12 protein-coding genes are annotated in these 15,429 nt (G+C 69.2%); 7 read left to right on the plus strand and 5 right to left on the minus strand.

Features of this window, described 5'->3' with window-relative positions; all coding sequences use genetic code 11:
• The first annotated feature begins 41 nt into the window (after positions 1 to 41).
• The 5 genes from AC1VNX_RS03005 to AC1VNX_RS03025 all read left to right on the plus strand — a co-directional run bounded on the left by AC1VNX_RS03005 (position 42) and on the right by AC1VNX_RS03025 (position 5,090).
• A complete protein-coding gene (locus AC1VNX_RS03005) occupies positions 42 to 545 on the plus strand; it encodes a ferritin-like domain-containing protein (protein WP_483155401.1) in 504 nt (167 codons plus the stop codon).
• A gap of 184 nt (positions 546 to 729) precedes the next feature.
• Positions 730 to 1,752, plus strand: a complete 1,023-nt coding sequence (gene xylF / locus AC1VNX_RS03010; RefSeq protein WP_483155402.1) for a D-xylose ABC transporter substrate-binding protein — start codon at positions 730 to 732, stop codon at positions 1,750 to 1,752.
• 162 nt (positions 1,753 to 1,914) lie between these two features.
• On the plus strand, positions 1,915 to 3,111 hold the full coding sequence (locus tag AC1VNX_RS03015; protein WP_483155403.1) for a sugar ABC transporter permease: 1,197 nt from the start codon (positions 1,915 to 1,917) through the stop codon (positions 3,109 to 3,111).
• Between the two features lies 1 nt (position 3,112).
• A complete protein-coding gene (locus tag AC1VNX_RS03020; RefSeq protein ID WP_483155404.1) occupies positions 3,113 to 3,913 on the plus strand; it encodes an ATP-binding cassette domain-containing protein in 801 nt (266 codons plus the stop codon).
• A gap of 13 nt (positions 3,914 to 3,926) precedes the next feature.
• Positions 3,927 to 5,090 carry an ROK family transcriptional regulator gene (locus AC1VNX_RS03025; RefSeq protein WP_483155405.1) on the plus strand — a complete coding sequence of 388 codons (1,164 nt, stop codon included), beginning with the start codon at positions 3,927 to 3,929 and terminating at the stop codon, positions 5,088 to 5,090.
• Positions 5,091 to 5,094: 4 nt separating this feature from the next.
• Here AC1VNX_RS03025 and AC1VNX_RS03030 read toward each other — a convergent pair whose 3' ends face one another.
• Positions 5,095 to 6,357, minus strand: coding sequence for a helix-turn-helix domain-containing protein (locus AC1VNX_RS03030; RefSeq protein WP_483155406.1), 1,263 nt, complete (start codon positions 6,355 to 6,357; stop codon positions 5,095 to 5,097).
• Positions 6,358 to 6,488: 131 nt separating this feature from the next.
• Between AC1VNX_RS03030 and AC1VNX_RS03035 the strand changes: the two genes are divergently transcribed.
• A complete protein-coding gene (locus AC1VNX_RS03035) occupies positions 6,489 to 8,603 on the plus strand; it encodes a PQQ-dependent dehydrogenase, methanol/ethanol family (RefSeq protein WP_483155407.1) in 2,115 nt (704 codons plus the stop codon).
• Positions 8,604 to 8,617: 14 nt separating this feature from the next.
• Here the strand turns inward: AC1VNX_RS03035 and AC1VNX_RS03040 are convergent, their stop codons facing one another.
• From AC1VNX_RS03040 to AC1VNX_RS03055, 4 genes are all read right to left on the minus strand, one after another.
• Positions 8,618 to 11,056, minus strand: a complete 2,439-nt coding sequence (locus AC1VNX_RS03040) for a hypothetical protein (protein ID WP_483155408.1) — start codon at positions 11,054 to 11,056, stop codon at positions 8,618 to 8,620.
• Entirely contained in the window at positions 11,053 to 11,802 is a 750-nt protein-coding gene (locus tag AC1VNX_RS03045; RefSeq protein WP_483155409.1) for a hypothetical protein, read from the minus strand. Before AC1VNX_RS03045 ends, AC1VNX_RS03040 begins: the two co-directional genes overlap by 4 nt.
• 116 nt (positions 11,803 to 11,918) lie before the next feature.
• Positions 11,919 to 12,893: a tripartite tricarboxylate transporter substrate-binding protein gene (locus tag AC1VNX_RS03050; RefSeq protein ID WP_483155410.1), complete on the minus strand. Its 975-nt coding sequence runs from the start codon at positions 12,891 to 12,893 to the stop codon at positions 11,919 to 11,921.
• Between the two features lie 137 nt (positions 12,894 to 13,030).
• Positions 13,031 to 14,212, minus strand: coding sequence for a citrate synthase (locus tag AC1VNX_RS03055; RefSeq protein ID WP_483155411.1), 1,182 nt, complete (start codon positions 14,210 to 14,212; stop codon positions 13,031 to 13,033).
• Between the two features lie 82 nt (positions 14,213 to 14,294).
• Between AC1VNX_RS03055 and AC1VNX_RS03060 the strand changes: the two genes are divergently transcribed.
• Entirely contained in the window at positions 14,295 to 15,419 is a 1,125-nt protein-coding gene (locus tag AC1VNX_RS03060; RefSeq protein WP_483155412.1) for a citrate synthase/methylcitrate synthase, read from the plus strand.
• Positions 15,420 to 15,429: the final 10 nt, after the last annotated feature.

Consider the following 15,429-nt stretch of genomic DNA (forward strand, 5'->3'; position numbering starts at 1 on the left):
GGGTCTTCGACAGGCAGCAATTCAACCGAAAGGACCCCGACATGGCATACACAGACTCATCCCTCGATAACCTCCAGGCTACCGGCCCCGTGCTCGCCAACGACGAAGTGGTGGACGTGCTCAACGACCTGCTCGAGAACTCGCGCGACGGCGAATACGGCTTTCGCGCCTGCGCCGACGAAGTGGAGAGCCCCGCGGCGAAGCAACTGTTCGCCAATCGCGCCGAAGAGTGCCGCAAGGCCGGCAGCGAACTGATGGCGCTCATCGCAGCCTACGGCGGCAAGCCGGCAGAGGGCGGCACTGCCAGCGGCGCGCTGCATCGCGGCTGGGTGCACGTGAAGGGCTCGCTCGGCGCGAACAGCGAACTCTCCATCCTCGAATCGTGCGAGCGCGGCGAAGACACCGGTGTCGCGCGCTATCGCAAGGCCCTGAAGCAGAACCTGCCCGCCGACGTACGCAGCGTGGTCGCCGCCCAGGCCGAAGGCGCGCAGCGCAACCACGACCAGATCCGCGACCTGCGCAACGCTGCGCGCGCCCGCGACTGATCGCCATCAGCGCTCGAGCGCATGAAGGCCGGGCCCGCCCGGCCTTTTTCATGGGCGCCGCACGCTTGGGGAATTCCCCGATGCCCACGATCCCGCCTCGATGGGATAGTTAGTTCGCCCTTCAAACTAACTAATTTCTTACACGGCTGACGCCTGCGGGCGAATCAACTCAGGAGAGACATCGATGCAACTGAAACACACCCTGGCCGCCATGGCCTTCGGGCTCACCGCCGTGGGCGCGATGGCGCAGACCGTGGTCGGCGTGAGCTGGTCCAACTTCCAGGAAGAGCGCTGGAAGACCGACGAGGCCGCCATCAAGGCCGAGCTGGAAAAGCTCGGCGCGAAGTACATCAGTGCCGATGCGGGCGGCTCGCCCGAGAAGCAGCTGGGCGACATCGAGGGCCTGATGTCGAAGGGCGCGAAGGCGCTCATCGTGCTGGCGATGGACAAGGACGCCATCCTGCCGGCAGTCACCAAGGCCACGCGCCAGAAGGTGCCCGTGATCGCCTACGACCGGCTGATCGAAGCGCCCGGCGTCTTCTACATCACCTTCGACAACGTCGAGGTCGGCCGCATGGAGGCGCGCGAGGTCTTCAAGGTCAAGCCCAAGGGCAACTACGTGATCATCAAGGGCTCGCCCAGCGACCCGAACGCCGACTTCCTGCGCGCGGGCCAGCAGGAAGTGCTGGACGCCGCCATCAAGAAGGGCGACATCAAGATCGTGGGCGACGAATACACCGAAGGCTGGAAGCCCGAGGTCGCGCAGAAGAACATGGAGCAGATCCTCACCAAGGCCGGCGGCAAGGTCGACGCGGTGGTGGCCGCCAACGACGGCACGGCCGGCGGCGCGGTGGCCGCGCTCACGGCCAAGGGCATCCGCGGCATTCCGGTGTCGGGGCAGGACGCCGACTTCGCTGCGCTCAACCGCATCGCGCTGGGCACGCAGACCGCCACCATCTGGAAGGACTCGCGCGAACTCGGCCGCGAAGCCGCCCTCGCCGCCGTGGCGCTGGCTGCCGGCAAGCCGGTCGACAAGGCCGCGCCGTGGGCCGGCGGCGCCAAGAAGATCTCGCTGTCCTCGCGGCTGCTGACGCCGGTGCCGATCACGCGCGACAACCTCGACGTGATCGTCAAGGCCGGCTGGATCAAGAAGGACGAGCTCTGCAAGGGCGTGTCGGGCGCCAGCGCGCCCGCGGCCTGCAAGTAACGACGCAACGCAACGCGCCGGCGCCATCCTCGGAAAGCGCGCCAGCTTTTCTCTCCCTCCCATGCAACGCATCCGACTGCCGGCCCTCGCGGGCCCGGCCGGCGGGCGCTTGCGCAACCGCGTAGTCCCACGTACTCCAGCTACTCCCAAAGGGTCCGAAACATGAGCAACCCATCACCAACACCGGGCTGGTGGCGCCGCACCGGCGTCGACCTGCGGCTCATCCTGATGTGCGTGCTGCTGGTCAGCATGGCCGTGGTCTTCAGCGTCATGTCGGGGGGCGTGTTCCTCTCGCCCGAGAACCTCTACAACGTCGCGCAGCAGACGGCGGTGGTGGGCATCGTCTCCACCGTGATGGTGCTCATCATCGTGGCGCGGCACATCGACCTGTCGGTGGGCTCGGTGATGGGCTTCGTCGGCGTGCTGATTGCCTACCTGCAGTACACCTCGGGCTGGTCGTGGCCCACGGCCTGCCTCGCGGGGCTCGCGGTGGCGCTGCTGGTGTCCATCTACCAGGGCTGGCTCACGGCGGTGCTGGGCGTGCCTTCCTTCGTGGTCACGCTGGGCGGGCTCATGTCCTTCCGGGGCGCGGCCTTCCTGGTGGCCGACGGAAAGACGCAGCCGGTGAACGACGAATTCTTCCAGCGCCTGGGCGGCGGCTATGACGGCGGCATCGGCGTCACGGCGAGCTGGGTGCTCGCGGTGCTGGTGGCGCTGGTGCTGTTCGGCCGCATGGTGCAGAAGCGCCGCGCGCGCCAGCGCTACGACATGCCGACCGAGGCGCTGTGGCTCGACGTGCTCATCACGGCCGTGCCGGTGGCGGTGGTGTTCGGCTTCGCATGGGTCATGAACAGCTACCAGATCTCTTCCAAGAGCGAGCCGCAGGGCATTCCGATTCCGGTGCTGATCTGGGCCGTGGTGGCCATCGTGCTCTCGTTCATCGTGCACCGCACGCGCTTCGGTCGCTACGTGTTCGCGATGGGCGGCAACCCCGACGCGGCGGCACTGGTGGGCATTCCGGTCAAGCGCGTCACGCTGATGCTTTTCGCGCTGCTGGCGGTGCTGGTCACCGTCGCGGCCATCGTGTCGATCGCGCGCCTGAACGCCGGCACCAACTCGCTGGGCACGGGCATGGAGCTGTACGTGATCGCCGCGGCCGTCATCGGCGGCACGGCGCTGGCGGGCGGCAGCGGCTCGATCTTCGGCTCGGTGCTGGGCGCGCTGATCATGCAGTCGCTCGACAGCGGCATGCTGCTGCTCGACGTGCCGATCGGCAAGCGCATGGTCATCATCGGCCAGGTGCTGATCGTGGCGGTGGTCTTCGACGTGCTCTATCGCCGCAAGTTCGGAGAAAGCTGACATGGACACCAACATCGACACCTCCAAACCCCTCGTCGAACTGCGCGAGATCCGCAAGGCCTTCGGCGGCGTGAAGGCCGTGGACGGCGTGAGCGTGAACCTCTACCCCGGCGAGGTGGTCGCGCTGCTGGGCCACAACGGCGCGGGCAAGTCCACGCTGATGAAGATGCTCGCGGGCGCCTACCCCATCGACTCGGGCGACACGCTGATCGCGGGCGAGAAGGTCCACATCCGCACGCCCGCCGAGGCGCAGGCGCAGGGCATCGAGACCATCTACCAGACGCTCGCGCTGGCCGACAACCTCGACTCGGTGGCCAACCTCTTCCTCGGCCGCGAGAAGATGACCGCCTGGAACACGCTGGACGACCATTTCATGGAGGTGCAGGCGCGCAAGGTGTTCCAGCGCCTGAACAAGAACTTCACCAACATCCGCGTGCCGGTGCGCCGGCTCTCGGGCGGGCAGCGGCAGGTGGTGGCCATTTCGCGCGCGTTGTACTTCAACGCGCGCATCCTCATCATGGACGAGCCCTGCGCCGCGCTGGGCCCCGAAGAGACAGCGATGGTCGGCGGCCTGGTGAAGCAGCTCAAGGCCGACGGCGTGGGCATCTTCCTCATCACGCACGACATGCCCGACGTGTTCTCGCTGAGCGACCGCCTCGCGGTGATGAAGAACGGCAAGCTCGTGGGCACCTACCGCACCGCCGACGTGACCGAGGACGAAGTACTCGGGATGATCATTGCCGGCAAGCGGCCCGAGGGCAAGGAGCAGGCGCATCACGCCGATACCGCTGCGCTCGCCTGATAGACAGCACGACGTGACCACCACAGCCGACCAGCAGCTCGTGAAGCGCATGAACCGCAGCGTGCTGCTGCGGCTTCTTCGCGCGCAGCCCGGCCTTTCGCGCGCGCGGCTGGCCGGCGAGAGCGGCCTCACCAAGTCGACCGTGAGCCTGCTGGTGCGCGAGCTGATCGACGAAGGCTGGCTCAGCGAGGCCGGTGCGACCGTGGCCGACGGGCTCGGCCGTCCCTCCACGCCGCTGCAGATCAACGTGGGCGTGCGCGCGCTCATGGGCGTCGAGATCGCGGTCGAAACGGTGCGACTCGTATGCATGTCGCTGCAGGGCGAGGTGCTGTACTCGGAGAGCCACGACCTGACCGACGGCTCGCCTGCCGGCGTGTGCGCGCAGGTCGGTCGCATGGCGGGCGCCGCGCATGCGCGGCTCGAGCAGCTCGGCCTGCGTCTCTCGAGCATCGGCGTGTGCGTGCCCGGCGCGGTCGACGACTGCACCGGCGTCGTCCGCTTCGCGCCCAACCTCGGCTGGCGCAACGTGAGCCTGCTGCCCGCGCTCGAAAAGGCCTTCGCCGCCGTCGGCCTGCCTGGCGTGACCGTGCAGCTGCAGAACGACGCCGATGCCGCCGCGCTCGGCGAATACGAGTTCGCCTCCAGCGTGGGCCAGGAGGGCGAAGACCCGCTGATCTTCGTCAACTGCGACGTGGGCGTTGGCGCCGGCGTGGTGCTCAACGACCGGCTCTTCACCGGCGCGCAGGGCATGGCCGGCGAAATCGGCCACACCATCCTCCAGCTCGACGGCCCGCTGTGCTCGTGCGGCCGGCGCGGCTGCGCCGAAGCCTTCTTCGGCTCGCGCGTGCTGGAACGCGAAGGTGCGGACCTGCCGCGCGCCGCGGCTTTCTTCGGCGTGCTGCTGCAGAACCTGTGGGTCACCTTCAACCCGCGCGCCATCGTGCTCGGCGGCAAGGCCTGCGCCGACCACAAGGGCTTCGCGCAGGCGGCCTTCGAATGCATGAAGCGGCACGCGGACGATGCCGGCATGCCGGCGCCCGACCTGCGCACCGCGCGCTACGATGCGCTGGCGCCTGCGGTGGGCGCCGCGGCGCTGGCGCTTCACGAATACCTGCGGCCGCTGCAGCCCGATGCGAAGGCGCGGCGCGCGCGTGCGCTGGCCCGCGCGGCTGCCTGATCAGTCAGTCCGTCGCGCCGTCTTCCCGCCAGCCCCGCAGCCGCCGGTAGAGCGTGCCGCGCGACACGCGCAGCTGCCGCGCCGCCTGCGAAACGTTGCCGCCATGTGCGGCCAGCGTTTCCTCGATCAGCTTGCGGCTGTGCTCGCGCAGCGTTTCGGCGTGTGGCGCAGTCTCTTCGCCGGCTGCGTGTTCGCTGGCTTGCGTGACCGGCATCGCATCGTGCCGCTCGATGGCCAATGGCGGCGTCTCACCCGGCATCGCCACCGCATGCCGGAAATCCGCGCCATCCGCGCCGCCCTTCAGCTGCGCCTGTACCCACACGCCGAGGCCGCTCGCCAGCCGCAAAGGCTGCGCCGCCTCGCGCCGCCCGAGCCGCAGCAAGCTCGCAAGATCGTGCCCCAGAAGGAACTCGACATCGCGCTCGTCCGCCGCTTCCGGCAGCCGCCCCAGCAGCCGCGCGCCCGCGTTGTTGAGCCAGGCGATGGTGCCGTCGGGCGCGATGCCGGCCAGCGCCTCGAGCGGCGTGCCCAGCAGCGTCGGGCTGGCCTGGAAGCGCAGGATCAGGTGGTCGCGCGACTGCGCCTGCAGCAGCCTGTTCTCGATGGTGATGGCGTACAGCGACACCATCGACGCCGCGTCGAAGCCGAAGCGACGCGCCTCCACCGTGAGGTCGAGCACGCCCGCGAGCTGCCCCGTCACGTCGCGGATCGGCGCGGCCGCGCATTGCATGTGGCACAGCACGTCGAAATAGTGCTCGGCGCCGTCGACCGTGCAGGCCTGCCCGGTGCTCGCCACGATGCCCGGCGCGGTGGTGCCGACCACGCGCTCCGAAATGTTCACGCCCACGCGGGCCGTCTTGCGCAGCACCGGCTGGTGCGCGGCGGCGGGATGCTGCGTGACGTGCACCACCACGCCCTCGCAGTCGGTGAGGATCACGCGGCAGTCGGTGCCCGCGAGCGCGTGCTCCATCTGCACCAGTTCCTGCCGCGCCACTTCGAGCAGCTGGCGGTTGCGCGCGAGCGTGGCGTGCAGCCGGCTGGGCGTGACCGGGTCGAATGGAACGATGCGCTGGCGGTCGGTGTGGGTGCGGCTGCAGCGCATCCACGACTGGATCACCGCCTCGCCCACCAGCCCCGAGGGGCGGACGCCTTCCTCGAAGAACTGCTGCCGCGCGAGCGCCACGCGCTGCGCGGGCGTGCTTGCGAACAGCTGGCGCGGGGCATCGGGTGTACCGATTCTTCCGACAAGGCTTCTGTCGAGGGCCATGGGTGAGCTGCCTCCCGTTTCAGGACCAGCGTCGAATGTGTTCCGCAATGGAACAGCCCCGGACTGGGGAAATCCCGAAGATGAACGCGCAGCCCGTCCCGACGATTCTTGGCGCACAAAGGAGACCTGCGATGAAAAAAACACACTCCGGGCTGCTCGTGCTCGCCGGCGCATTGCTGTGCCTGGGCATCAACACGGCAGCCACGGCCCAGAACGCACAGGACCGCGCGGCAGCCGCCACCAAGCGCGTGGACGGCAGCTTCATCCGCGCCAATGCTGCGCAGAAGAAGACGCCCGATTGGCCCAGCGTGGGCCTGGACTACTCGGAATCGCGCTTCAGCCAGCTCGACCAGGTGAACGCGGGCAACGTGAAGGACCTGGGGCTGGTCTGGTCGTACAACCTCGAATCCACGCGCGGCGTGGAAGCCACGCCGCTGGTGGTGGACGGCATCATGTACATCACCGCCTCATGGAGCGTGGTGCATGCAGTCGACACGCGCACCGGCCAGCGGCTGTGGACCTTCGATCCGCAGGTCGATAAGTCCAAAGGCTTCAGGGGCTGCTGCGACGTGGTGAACAGAGGCGTCGCGATCTACGAAGGCAAGGTCTACGTGGCGGCCTACGACGGCCGCCTCATCGCACTCGATGCCGCCACCGGCCAGAAGGTCTGGGAGAAGAACACCATCGAGGGCCAGAAGGGCAGCTACACCATCACCGGCGCGCCGCGCGTGTTCAAGGGCAAGGTCATCATCGGCAACGGCGGCGCCGAGTACGGCGTGCGCGGCTTCGTCACCGCCTACGACGCGAAGACCGGCGACCAGAAGTGGCGCTGGTTCGTGGTGCCGGGCGACCCGAGCAAGCCTTTCGAGGACGAGTCGATGGCGCGCGCCGCCAAGACCTGGGACCCGAGCGGCAAGTACTGGGAGGCCGGCGGTGGCGGCACCGCCTGGGACAGCTTCGCCTTCGACCCCGAGCTCAACCTGATGTACGTGGGCACCGGCAACGGCTCGCCCTGGTCGCACAAGGCGCGCAGCCCCAAGGGCGGCGACAACCTCTACCTGGGCTCGGTGGTGGCGCTCAATCCCGACACCGGCAAGTACGTGTGGCACTACCAGGAGACGCCCGGCGACAACTGGGACTACACATCCACGCAGTCGATGATCCTGGCGAACGTGAAGATCGGCGGCAAGCAGCGCAAGGTGCTGCTGCATGCGCCGAAGAACGGCTTCTTCTTCGTCATCGACCGCACCAACGGCAGGTTCATCTCGGCGAAGAACTTCGTCGAGGTCAACTGGGCCACCGGCTACGACAAGAACGGCCGCCCCATCGAGATCGCCGCCGCGCGCGACGGCACCAAGCCCGGAGACAGCATCCCCGGCCCCTTCGGCGCGCACAACTGGCACCCGATGTCCTTCAACCCGCAGACCGGCTTCGCCTACCTGCCCGCGCAGCACGTGCCGATCAACCTCATGGACGACAAGGACTGGAAGTTCAACGAGGACGTGCCGGGCCGCCCGCATGCGGGCCTGGGCTGGAACCTCGCCAAGTTCGCCAATGCCGAGCCGCCCAAGAGCAAGCCCTTCGGCCGCCTCGTGGCCTGGGACCCGGTGGCGCAGAAGGAAGCCTGGGGCGTGGACTACGCATCGGCCTGGAACGGCGGCACCCTCACCACCGCCGGCAACCTCGTGTTCCAGGGCACGGCCGACGGGCGCCTCCTGGCCTACAACGCGAAGACCGGCGAGAAGCTCTGGGAAACGCCCACCGGCACCGGCGTGGTGGCCGCGCCATCGACCTACATGGTCGACGGCAAGCAGTACGTTTCGGTCGCGGTGGGCTGGGGCGGCGTCTACGGCCTCGCGCAGCGCGCCACCGAGCGGCAGGGCCCGGGCACGGTCTACACCTTCGCGGTGGGCGGCACCGCCAAAATGCCCGAGTTCGTGCAGTACCGCATGGACAAGCTGGTGCAGGGCGTGAAGTACGACCCCGCCAAGGTCCAGGCCGGCACCATGCTCTACGTGAGCAACTGCGTCTTCTGCCACGGCGTGCCGGGCGTGGACCGCGGCGGCAACATTCCCAACCTCGGCTACATGGACGCGGCCTACATCGAGAACCTAGACAAGTTCGTGCTCAAGGGCCCGGCCATGTCGCGCGGCATGCCGGACTTCACCGGCAAGCTCTCGAACGACGACATCGAGAGCATCAAGGCCTTCATCCAGGGGACGGCGGACGCGATACGCCCGAAGTAGCCTGCCCGGCCGCCTCAGCGCCCGCCGTACCAGTACGGCGTGGCGGCGGTCCACGGCGAGTTCGGGTAGTTCGTGCGCAGGGCCTGCAGCCCCTTGCGCGACCAGTCGCCCGCCGCCTTGTCCTGGCAGGTGTAGCGCGCCATCTTCACCGCGACCGACAGCGCCTGCGGCACCAGCGGATCCGTGCGTGCGCGCTGCATCAGCGCCAGGCTCTCCTGCGTGAAGTAGATCGAGTCCTGCGGCACGGTGCGCAGCTTTTCGACCAGCGCGGCCTGCCGGCTGCGTTCTTCCTGCGGCAGGAATGCGGGCATCTCGAAGTCGGCGGCGGTGGCCGCCTGCGGCCCGGAGGTCGGCACGCCCAACGGACGGCACCACTTGCCGTAGCTGCCGACCGTGTTGCGCTCGGCGTAACCGGCGCCGACGCCGAGCTTGAGCGGCGTGGGCCGGATGCCCTCGGCGGCGGGCCAGTGCGGTGGCGTCAGCACCTCGGTGGTGCTTGCCATGCGCTCCAGCAGCAGGTGCCGCCAGGCGGCGCCGTCGGTCTCGGGCAGCGCCACTGAACGGCGGATGCCGGCGATCGTGTCGGCGCCCTTGGCCGTGCCCGCCTGCGGCGGCGAGGCGATGCGCATCTGCGCCGCGCGGCGGGCCGTGGCGTAGTCCCCGGCCACCACGGCGCGGGTCCAGGCGGTCTCGAGAAGGCTGTCGCGCAGCGCGGGCGCAAGGGCCGGCTCGGCGGCCAGGCGCAGCCACATGGCCAGCGGTGCGCGCGTGTTGAGGAAGCGCACCACGTCCTCGTCGAAGGCGCTGGCCAGCGGCACGGCATTCGGCTTGGCTTCCATCGCCTCCGGGTCGCGGCGCGCGACCACGGGGCGGATCGCGAGGCGGCGCCATTCCTCTTCCGACGCGGCGGTCGGCAGCAGCAAAGCCTTCACGAGGTTCTGGCCCGAGAGGCTGCGCGCGATCAGCGGCGAATCCGCCGAGGCGGCAATGAGCTCGCGCACCTCCTTGTAGCGGCCCTGCGCGAACATGCGCTGCGCGCGCAGCTGCGTGGCGGCAAAGCGCGCGGGGTGGTCTTCGGGCACGGCCGCGAGCGCGGCCTGCAGCTCGGCTTCCCGCTTGTCGTCGGCCGAGGCCGCCACCGGCACCAGGCTGGCGGCAGCCATCAGCCAGGCGAGATCGCGCGTGCGCTGGTAGCGGCTCCAGCTCAGCGTTTCGCGCCACTTGCCGTTGGGCTCGAGGCTACTGCCCGGTCCGTCGAAGCCGCGCACGGTGCTCAGCCATTGCACCAGCTCGGAGGTCTGGGCCGGGCCGATGTATGTGCAGCCGCCGTAGAAACCGCAAGCGCGGAACTCGTGGTTCAGCAACAGCAGCTTTGCCGCGGCCGCGTCGGGCTGCCCGATGGTCTTCAGGCCGTCGGCCAGGCGCTGCATGCGCGTGGCGGGCAGCAGGTAGCGGATGCGCAGTGCCTCGGCCAGCCGGTGCACCGATGGATGCAGCTCCTTCAGGCGAGGGTTCTTCAGCAGCGGCAGCGCGATGGCGTCGACCTGCTGCGTGAGTTCGGCCTGCTGCTTGAGAGCCTCGGCGCTTTCCCTGGTGTTCTTGCCGTCGCTGCTGTCGGATGGCGTGTCGCCGGGGTTCTGCCGCGCCAGCACGCGCAGCCGCATGTAGGCCGCGAGATCGTGCCATAGGCTGGCCTTGTCGGCCGCGATGGCGGTGAACGCGGCGTCGGCGTCTTCGAACTCGCCGGCATAGAAGTGGCGAGCCGCCAGTTGGTAGGCATGGTCGGCCTGCAGCCATGCGGGTGCGCCCGCCGGCAGCTCGGGGATGGTGCCGGGCTCCTTGTTGCAGGTGTCGAACACCGCGTCCTGCGTCTTCAGCCAGTGCAGCACGAAGGGGCCGGCGGACTTCTCTCCCGCCGCGCGTGTCATGCGCTGCGAAAGCGTCTTCGTCGCGCTGCGGAAGGCGTCGCCGTAGAAGCAGTTCGGGTCCGCCTGCAGGGTGCCGGTATTCCATTTCGGCGCCTGCTGCGATGGGGGCGGCATGTTGGGCCTGTCGCGGGGCGATTGCGGATCGAGCTTCGCGATGGCGTCGTCGCGCGCCTTGCGCCATTCGATCCAGGCGTCGTCGGTCTCGGCCGCACTGTTGTCTTCGCGCGGCAGCTTCTCCAGCAGGTCGGTGAAGGCGCGCACCGCGTCGGGCGAGAAGCTCTGGCCGTGCAGCCGCCAGTACCAGAGCACCTGATAGGGCACGAGATAACCGGTGTAGTAGCCCGCCGGCCGCTCGACGAACTCGCGCACCGGCTGGTCGGGCCTTGAGGCGGCGAAGAACAGGTCCTCGGGCTCGTAGCCTCCACTGGCGTTCGCCGCCGTGGTGCCGAGCAGGGCGGTGGCGGCCAATGCGGCCAATGCGGCGATGGCGAGCAGCTTTGTGCCTCGCATTTTCGAAAGATTCATTTGTAGGTCTCCCTGTTTCCGGTCGTCTGCAGTTTTTCGAAGTCTTCGTTCTTCCACGAGCCCGCATGGAACACATAGCGCCGCTTCACTTCGCGCAGCGCGGGCCATTCTTCGCCGAGCATCAGCCCGGCTGCGTCACGGCAGGCCGGCACCGTGGCCGCGCCCGTCGTGCCCAGCCGCTGGCGGATGCGCGCGGCTTCCGCGCCCATGCGGAAGTACATCGGCACGATCTCGTCGATCAGGCCATCGGGCAGCCACGGGTCGCCCATGCACCACGAGGCGAGTGCCGTGGCCGACAGGCGTATGCCATCTGCGCGCAGCGGCTGCAGCCGCCGCAGCAGCGCAACGTAGGCCTCGCGCTGGCTGCGCCTGGCCTCGAAGTCGAGCTGCACCCAGCCCGACCGGTTGCCCTGCTTCGCCGCATGCTCGACGGCGGCAGCGATCGCCTGCTGCTGCGCAGCGTCGAGGGGAGAGGGCGAGAGGTTGTCGAGCGCGACATGGACCACCGGCACCACCGCGGCGCCAGGCGCGATGCGCAGCGGCCATTGGCGCCAGCTGGTGCTGCTGCCGGTGCCGCTCAGGCGCACCGTGGCATGCAGGTAGGCCACGCCCGTGGCTTCGGGCAGCGAGGAGAAGAGCTGGGGCCTGTCCCACACCCACAGCAGCATGCGGGCCTGCGTCTGTGCCATGCCCTCCCGCGCCAGCAGGGCCACGAAAACCAGAAAGGCCGCGCTGCGAAGACGCATGAAAAAGAAGGAAGGGCGGGATGTGGAAGGAAGAAACGCCGGGCAGCATAACGAAAAAGCCGCCTGGCCCAGGGGCTCAGGCGGCCTTGCGGCTGCTTGTTGTCGCGGTGAGTCGATCAGTCGGCGTAGACGCCGGCCGCCTTGATGATCGGGCCCCACTTCGCGATCTCGGCCGAGACGAACTTCTTGTGTTCCGCCGGCTCGGTGCGCTTGTCGGTGGTGATCACCGCGCCCAGCGCCTCTTCACGCTTGATGAAGCCAGGGTCCTTCATCGCGGCCGTGATGGCTTCGTTGAGCTTCTTCAGCACCGGCGCGGGCGTGCCCTTGGGCGCGTACACGCCGTGCCAGATCGTCACTTCGAAGCCCTTGAGGCCCGATTCGTCCAGCGTCGGCAGATCCTTCAGCGCAGGCGTGGTCAGGCGCTTGCTGGTGGTCACGGCATAGGCCTTGACCTTCTTGGCTTCGATCTGCGACGTGGTGTTGGTGGTCTGGTCGCACAGCAGGTCGATCTGGCCGCCCAGCAGGTCGGCGATGGCCGGTGCGGTGCCCTTGTAGGGAACCGGCGTCATCTCGACCTTCAGCGCGCTCTGGAACAGCAGGCCGCACAGGTGCGAGGCGGCGCCCAGGCCGGCGTTGCCGAGGTTGATCTTGCCCTTGTTGGCCGCGATCCAGCTCGTCAGTTCCTTGTAGTTGTTGGCGGGCAGGCCGGGCTTGCCGATCAGCGTCATCGGCACTTCGTTGACCATGCCCAGGTACTCGAAGTCGGTCTCGACGTTGAAGGGCAGCTTGCGATAGAGCGCCGGCATCGTCGACATGCCGATGTGGTTCAGCAGCAGGGTGTAGCCGTCGGGGTTGGCGCGCGCCACCTTGGCGGTGCCGATGGAACTGCCCGCGCCGGCGGTGTTGTCCACCACGATGGTGGTGCCCAGCGTCTTCTGCATGGCTTCGGCCAGGTCGCGCGCGACACGGTCGGTAGGGCCGCCGGCGGCGAAAGGCACCACCAGCGTCACGGTCTTGCCCGCGGGGAAGTCCTGGGCGTGTGCACCGACGGCCGCGGCGGCAATCGCCGCGAGGGCGAACAGTTTCTTCATGTCGTCTCCGGAAAAGGGGGAATAAAAACGCCGCGATCTTAAGGGCTGACCGGAGCCTGACCTATAGCGAATAGCCCTTAGCTTCGCGTCGTCATGCGCACCTCGGAGGGGCGTGCCGAGGGGCCTCTTCAGGTCCGTCAGGCCGGCTGCTGCTGCGGCCCGGCGGGCCCGGTGTAGCGCGCACGCGGGCGGATGAGCTGGCCCGTGACCTGCTGCTCCAGCACGTGCGCCGTCCAACCGACGGTGCGCGCGAGCGCGAACAGCGTGAGCGGTGCGCCAGGCGGCAGCTTGTGCACGGCAGCGAGGGCGGCCAGCGCGAAGTCGATGTTCGCGGCCTCGCCGAGCAGCTTCTCCCCGATGCCGCGCAATTCCTCGAAGGCGGGCGGCAGTTCGATGTTCGCCAGCAGGGCGACGCAGCGTGCGTCGCCGCCCGGGTACAGCGGATGCCCGAAAGCCGCCAGCGGCCGGTCGTGCGCGAGCCATTCGCGTACCGCGGCCTCGGCGCCGACGTCCGCCGCATGGCGCATCAGCGCCTGCACCGCGGCCGATGCGCCGCCATGCAGCGGCCCGGTCAATGTGGAAAGGCCTGTGAGCAGGCACGCGGCCACCGATGCGCCGGTCGAGGCCGTCACGCGCGCGGCGAAGGTCGATGCGTTGAGCTCGTGGTCGGCCAGCAGCACCAATGCGCGGCGCAAATCGTCGGCGGCGCGCGGCCGGCGCCACGCCGAGGCCAGCCGCATGTGCAGCGGCATCTCGCGCGCGGCAGGCGTGGTGCCCAGCATCGCGTCGGCCAGCGCGCCGATCGCGCTCGCGGCCTCGGCCTGAAGCACGCTGCGAGAGCGGCCGCGCGATGGCAGGTCGGTGGCGGCGCGGGCCGCGAGCGCGAGCAGGCCCGCCTGCAGCGGTGCGTTGCCTGAAGCAGCGGATGCAGCCGAAGCAGGAAAGCGCGGCGGTGCGCTTTCCCACAGCAGCCCCGCCACATCCTCCAGCGTGGACTGCTGCGCCAGCACGCAAGCGTCCTGACCCCGATAAAGCAGCCGCCCGTCGGCCACTGTCGATACGGCAGAGGACAGCACAGGCTCGCCCCACTGGATCGCCTCGCTCGCCACCGTCTCGATACTGCGCCGGCCCCGCGCGCGTGCCGCGACGCGTTGCACGTCGTCGCGGTGATAGAGGCTGCGGCGCGGGTCCGCCGCATCGGGCTTGGCGCGGATGCGGCCGCGGCTCACGCTCGCATAGAGCGTCTGCGGGCGCACCTGCATCAGCTCCAGGGCTTCGGCGGCCGGCAGCCACAGGGGCGTGCTTCTCTTCATGGTCATGTTGACAGAATAGATCAAGATTGACGTCAATATCCTGCTGGCCAGAATCAATGTCATCGTGACAACCCAGGAGCAAAGAGCGATGAACAACGATGACGACGGCAGCCTCGAAGGCGTGGTGGCCGCGCATACCGTGCTGTCCGAGGTGGACGGCGAGGCCGGCCGGCTGGTGATCCGTGGCCACGAGCTCGATGAGATCGCGCAGCGCTGGCGCCATGAAGACGTGGTGGGCCTGCTGTTCGAAGGCTTCTTCGACACGCTGCCCACCGCCTCGGCCCTGCGCCGCGCCATCGGCCGCGCGCGCCGCGAGGCCTTCGAGCTGCTGCAGCCGAACGATGACGCGCTGCTGCGCCGCATGCCGCCCATCGAGGCCGTGCGCGCGCTGATGGCGCGGCTTCCCGATGGCGACGACCTGCCGACCGCGCTGCGCCTCGTGGCCGCGCCGGCCGTCTACACCGCCGCGGTGATGCGCTGGCGCCTGGGCGTTCCGGCGCTCGCGCCCGACGAGGCACTCCCGCACGCCGCCGACATGCTTCGCATGCTGAATGGCCGTGCACCCACGCCCGCGCAGAGCGCCGCGCTCGACACCTACCTCGTCACCGTGTGCGACCACGGCCTCAACGCATCGACCTTCGCGGCTCGCGTGGTCGCATCGACCGGTGCGGGGCTCGCATCGGCCGTGCTCGCGGGCATCAGTGCGCTCAAGGGGCCGCTGCACGGCGGCGCGCCCGGCCCGGTGCTGGATGCGCTCGATGCCATCGGCACCGCAGCCAACGCCCGTGCCTGGCTGGAGCAGGCCGTGGCCGATGGCCAGCGCCTGATGGGCTTCGGCCATCGCATCTACCGCGTGCGCGACCCGCGCGCCGATGCGCTCAAGGGCGCACTCGGCCGGCTCGGCGAGGAGGGCAGCGTGAACGCCGCGCGCTTCGCGCTGGCCGAAGCCGCCGAGCAGGCCGCGCTCGCCATCCTGCGCGAGAAGAAGCCGGGCCGCGCGCTGGAGACCAACGTCGAGTTCTACACCGCGCTGCTGCTCGAAGCGCTGGGCTTCGGCCGCGAGAGCTTCACCTGCGTGTTCGCGGCGGGCCGCGTGAGCGGCTGGGTGGCGCATGCGCGCGAGCAGGTGAAGAAGGGGCGGCTGATCCGTCCACAGTCGGTCTACATCGGGCCTGCACCGGAGGAATCGGGCGAGGCCGCACTCGCGCACTGAACCTACAGGG

The organism is Variovorax sp. TLI9-5A, assembly GCF_056867935.1.

Coding starts and splice junctions, on each gene's coding strand:
- AC1VNX_RS03050 (WP_483155410.1), bottom strand. CDS start 12,893: ATGAAGAAACTGTTCGCCCTCGCGGCGATTGCCGCCGCGGCCGTCGGT.
- AC1VNX_RS03035 (WP_483155407.1), top strand. CDS start 6,489: ATGAAAAAAACACACTCCGGGCTGCTCGTGCTCGCCGGCGCATTGCTG.
- xylF (WP_483155402.1), top strand. CDS start 730: ATGCAACTGAAACACACCCTGGCCGCCATGGCCTTCGGGCTCACCGCC.
- AC1VNX_RS03045 (WP_483155409.1), bottom strand. CDS start 11,802: ATGCGTCTTCGCAGCGCGGCCTTTCTGGTTTTCGTGGCCCTGCTGGCG.
- AC1VNX_RS03015 (WP_483155403.1), top strand. CDS start 1,915: ATGAGCAACCCATCACCAACACCGGGCTGGTGGCGCCGCACCGGCGTC.
- AC1VNX_RS03055 (WP_483155411.1), bottom strand. CDS start 14,212: ATGACCATGAAGAGAAGCACGCCCCTGTGGCTGCCGGCCGCCGAAGCC.
- AC1VNX_RS03030 (WP_483155406.1), bottom strand. CDS start 6,357: ATGGCCCTCGACAGAAGCCTTGTCGGAAGAATCGGTACACCCGATGCC.
- AC1VNX_RS03040 (WP_483155408.1), bottom strand. CDS start 11,056: ATGAATCTTTCGAAAATGCGAGGCACAAAGCTGCTCGCCATCGCCGCA.
- AC1VNX_RS03060 (WP_483155412.1), top strand. CDS start 14,295: ATGAACAACGATGACGACGGCAGCCTCGAAGGCGTGGTGGCCGCGCAT.
- AC1VNX_RS03020 (WP_483155404.1), top strand. CDS start 3,113: ATGGACACCAACATCGACACCTCCAAACCCCTCGTCGAACTGCGCGAG.
- AC1VNX_RS03005 (WP_483155401.1), top strand. CDS start 42: ATGGCATACACAGACTCATCCCTCGATAACCTCCAGGCTACCGGCCCC.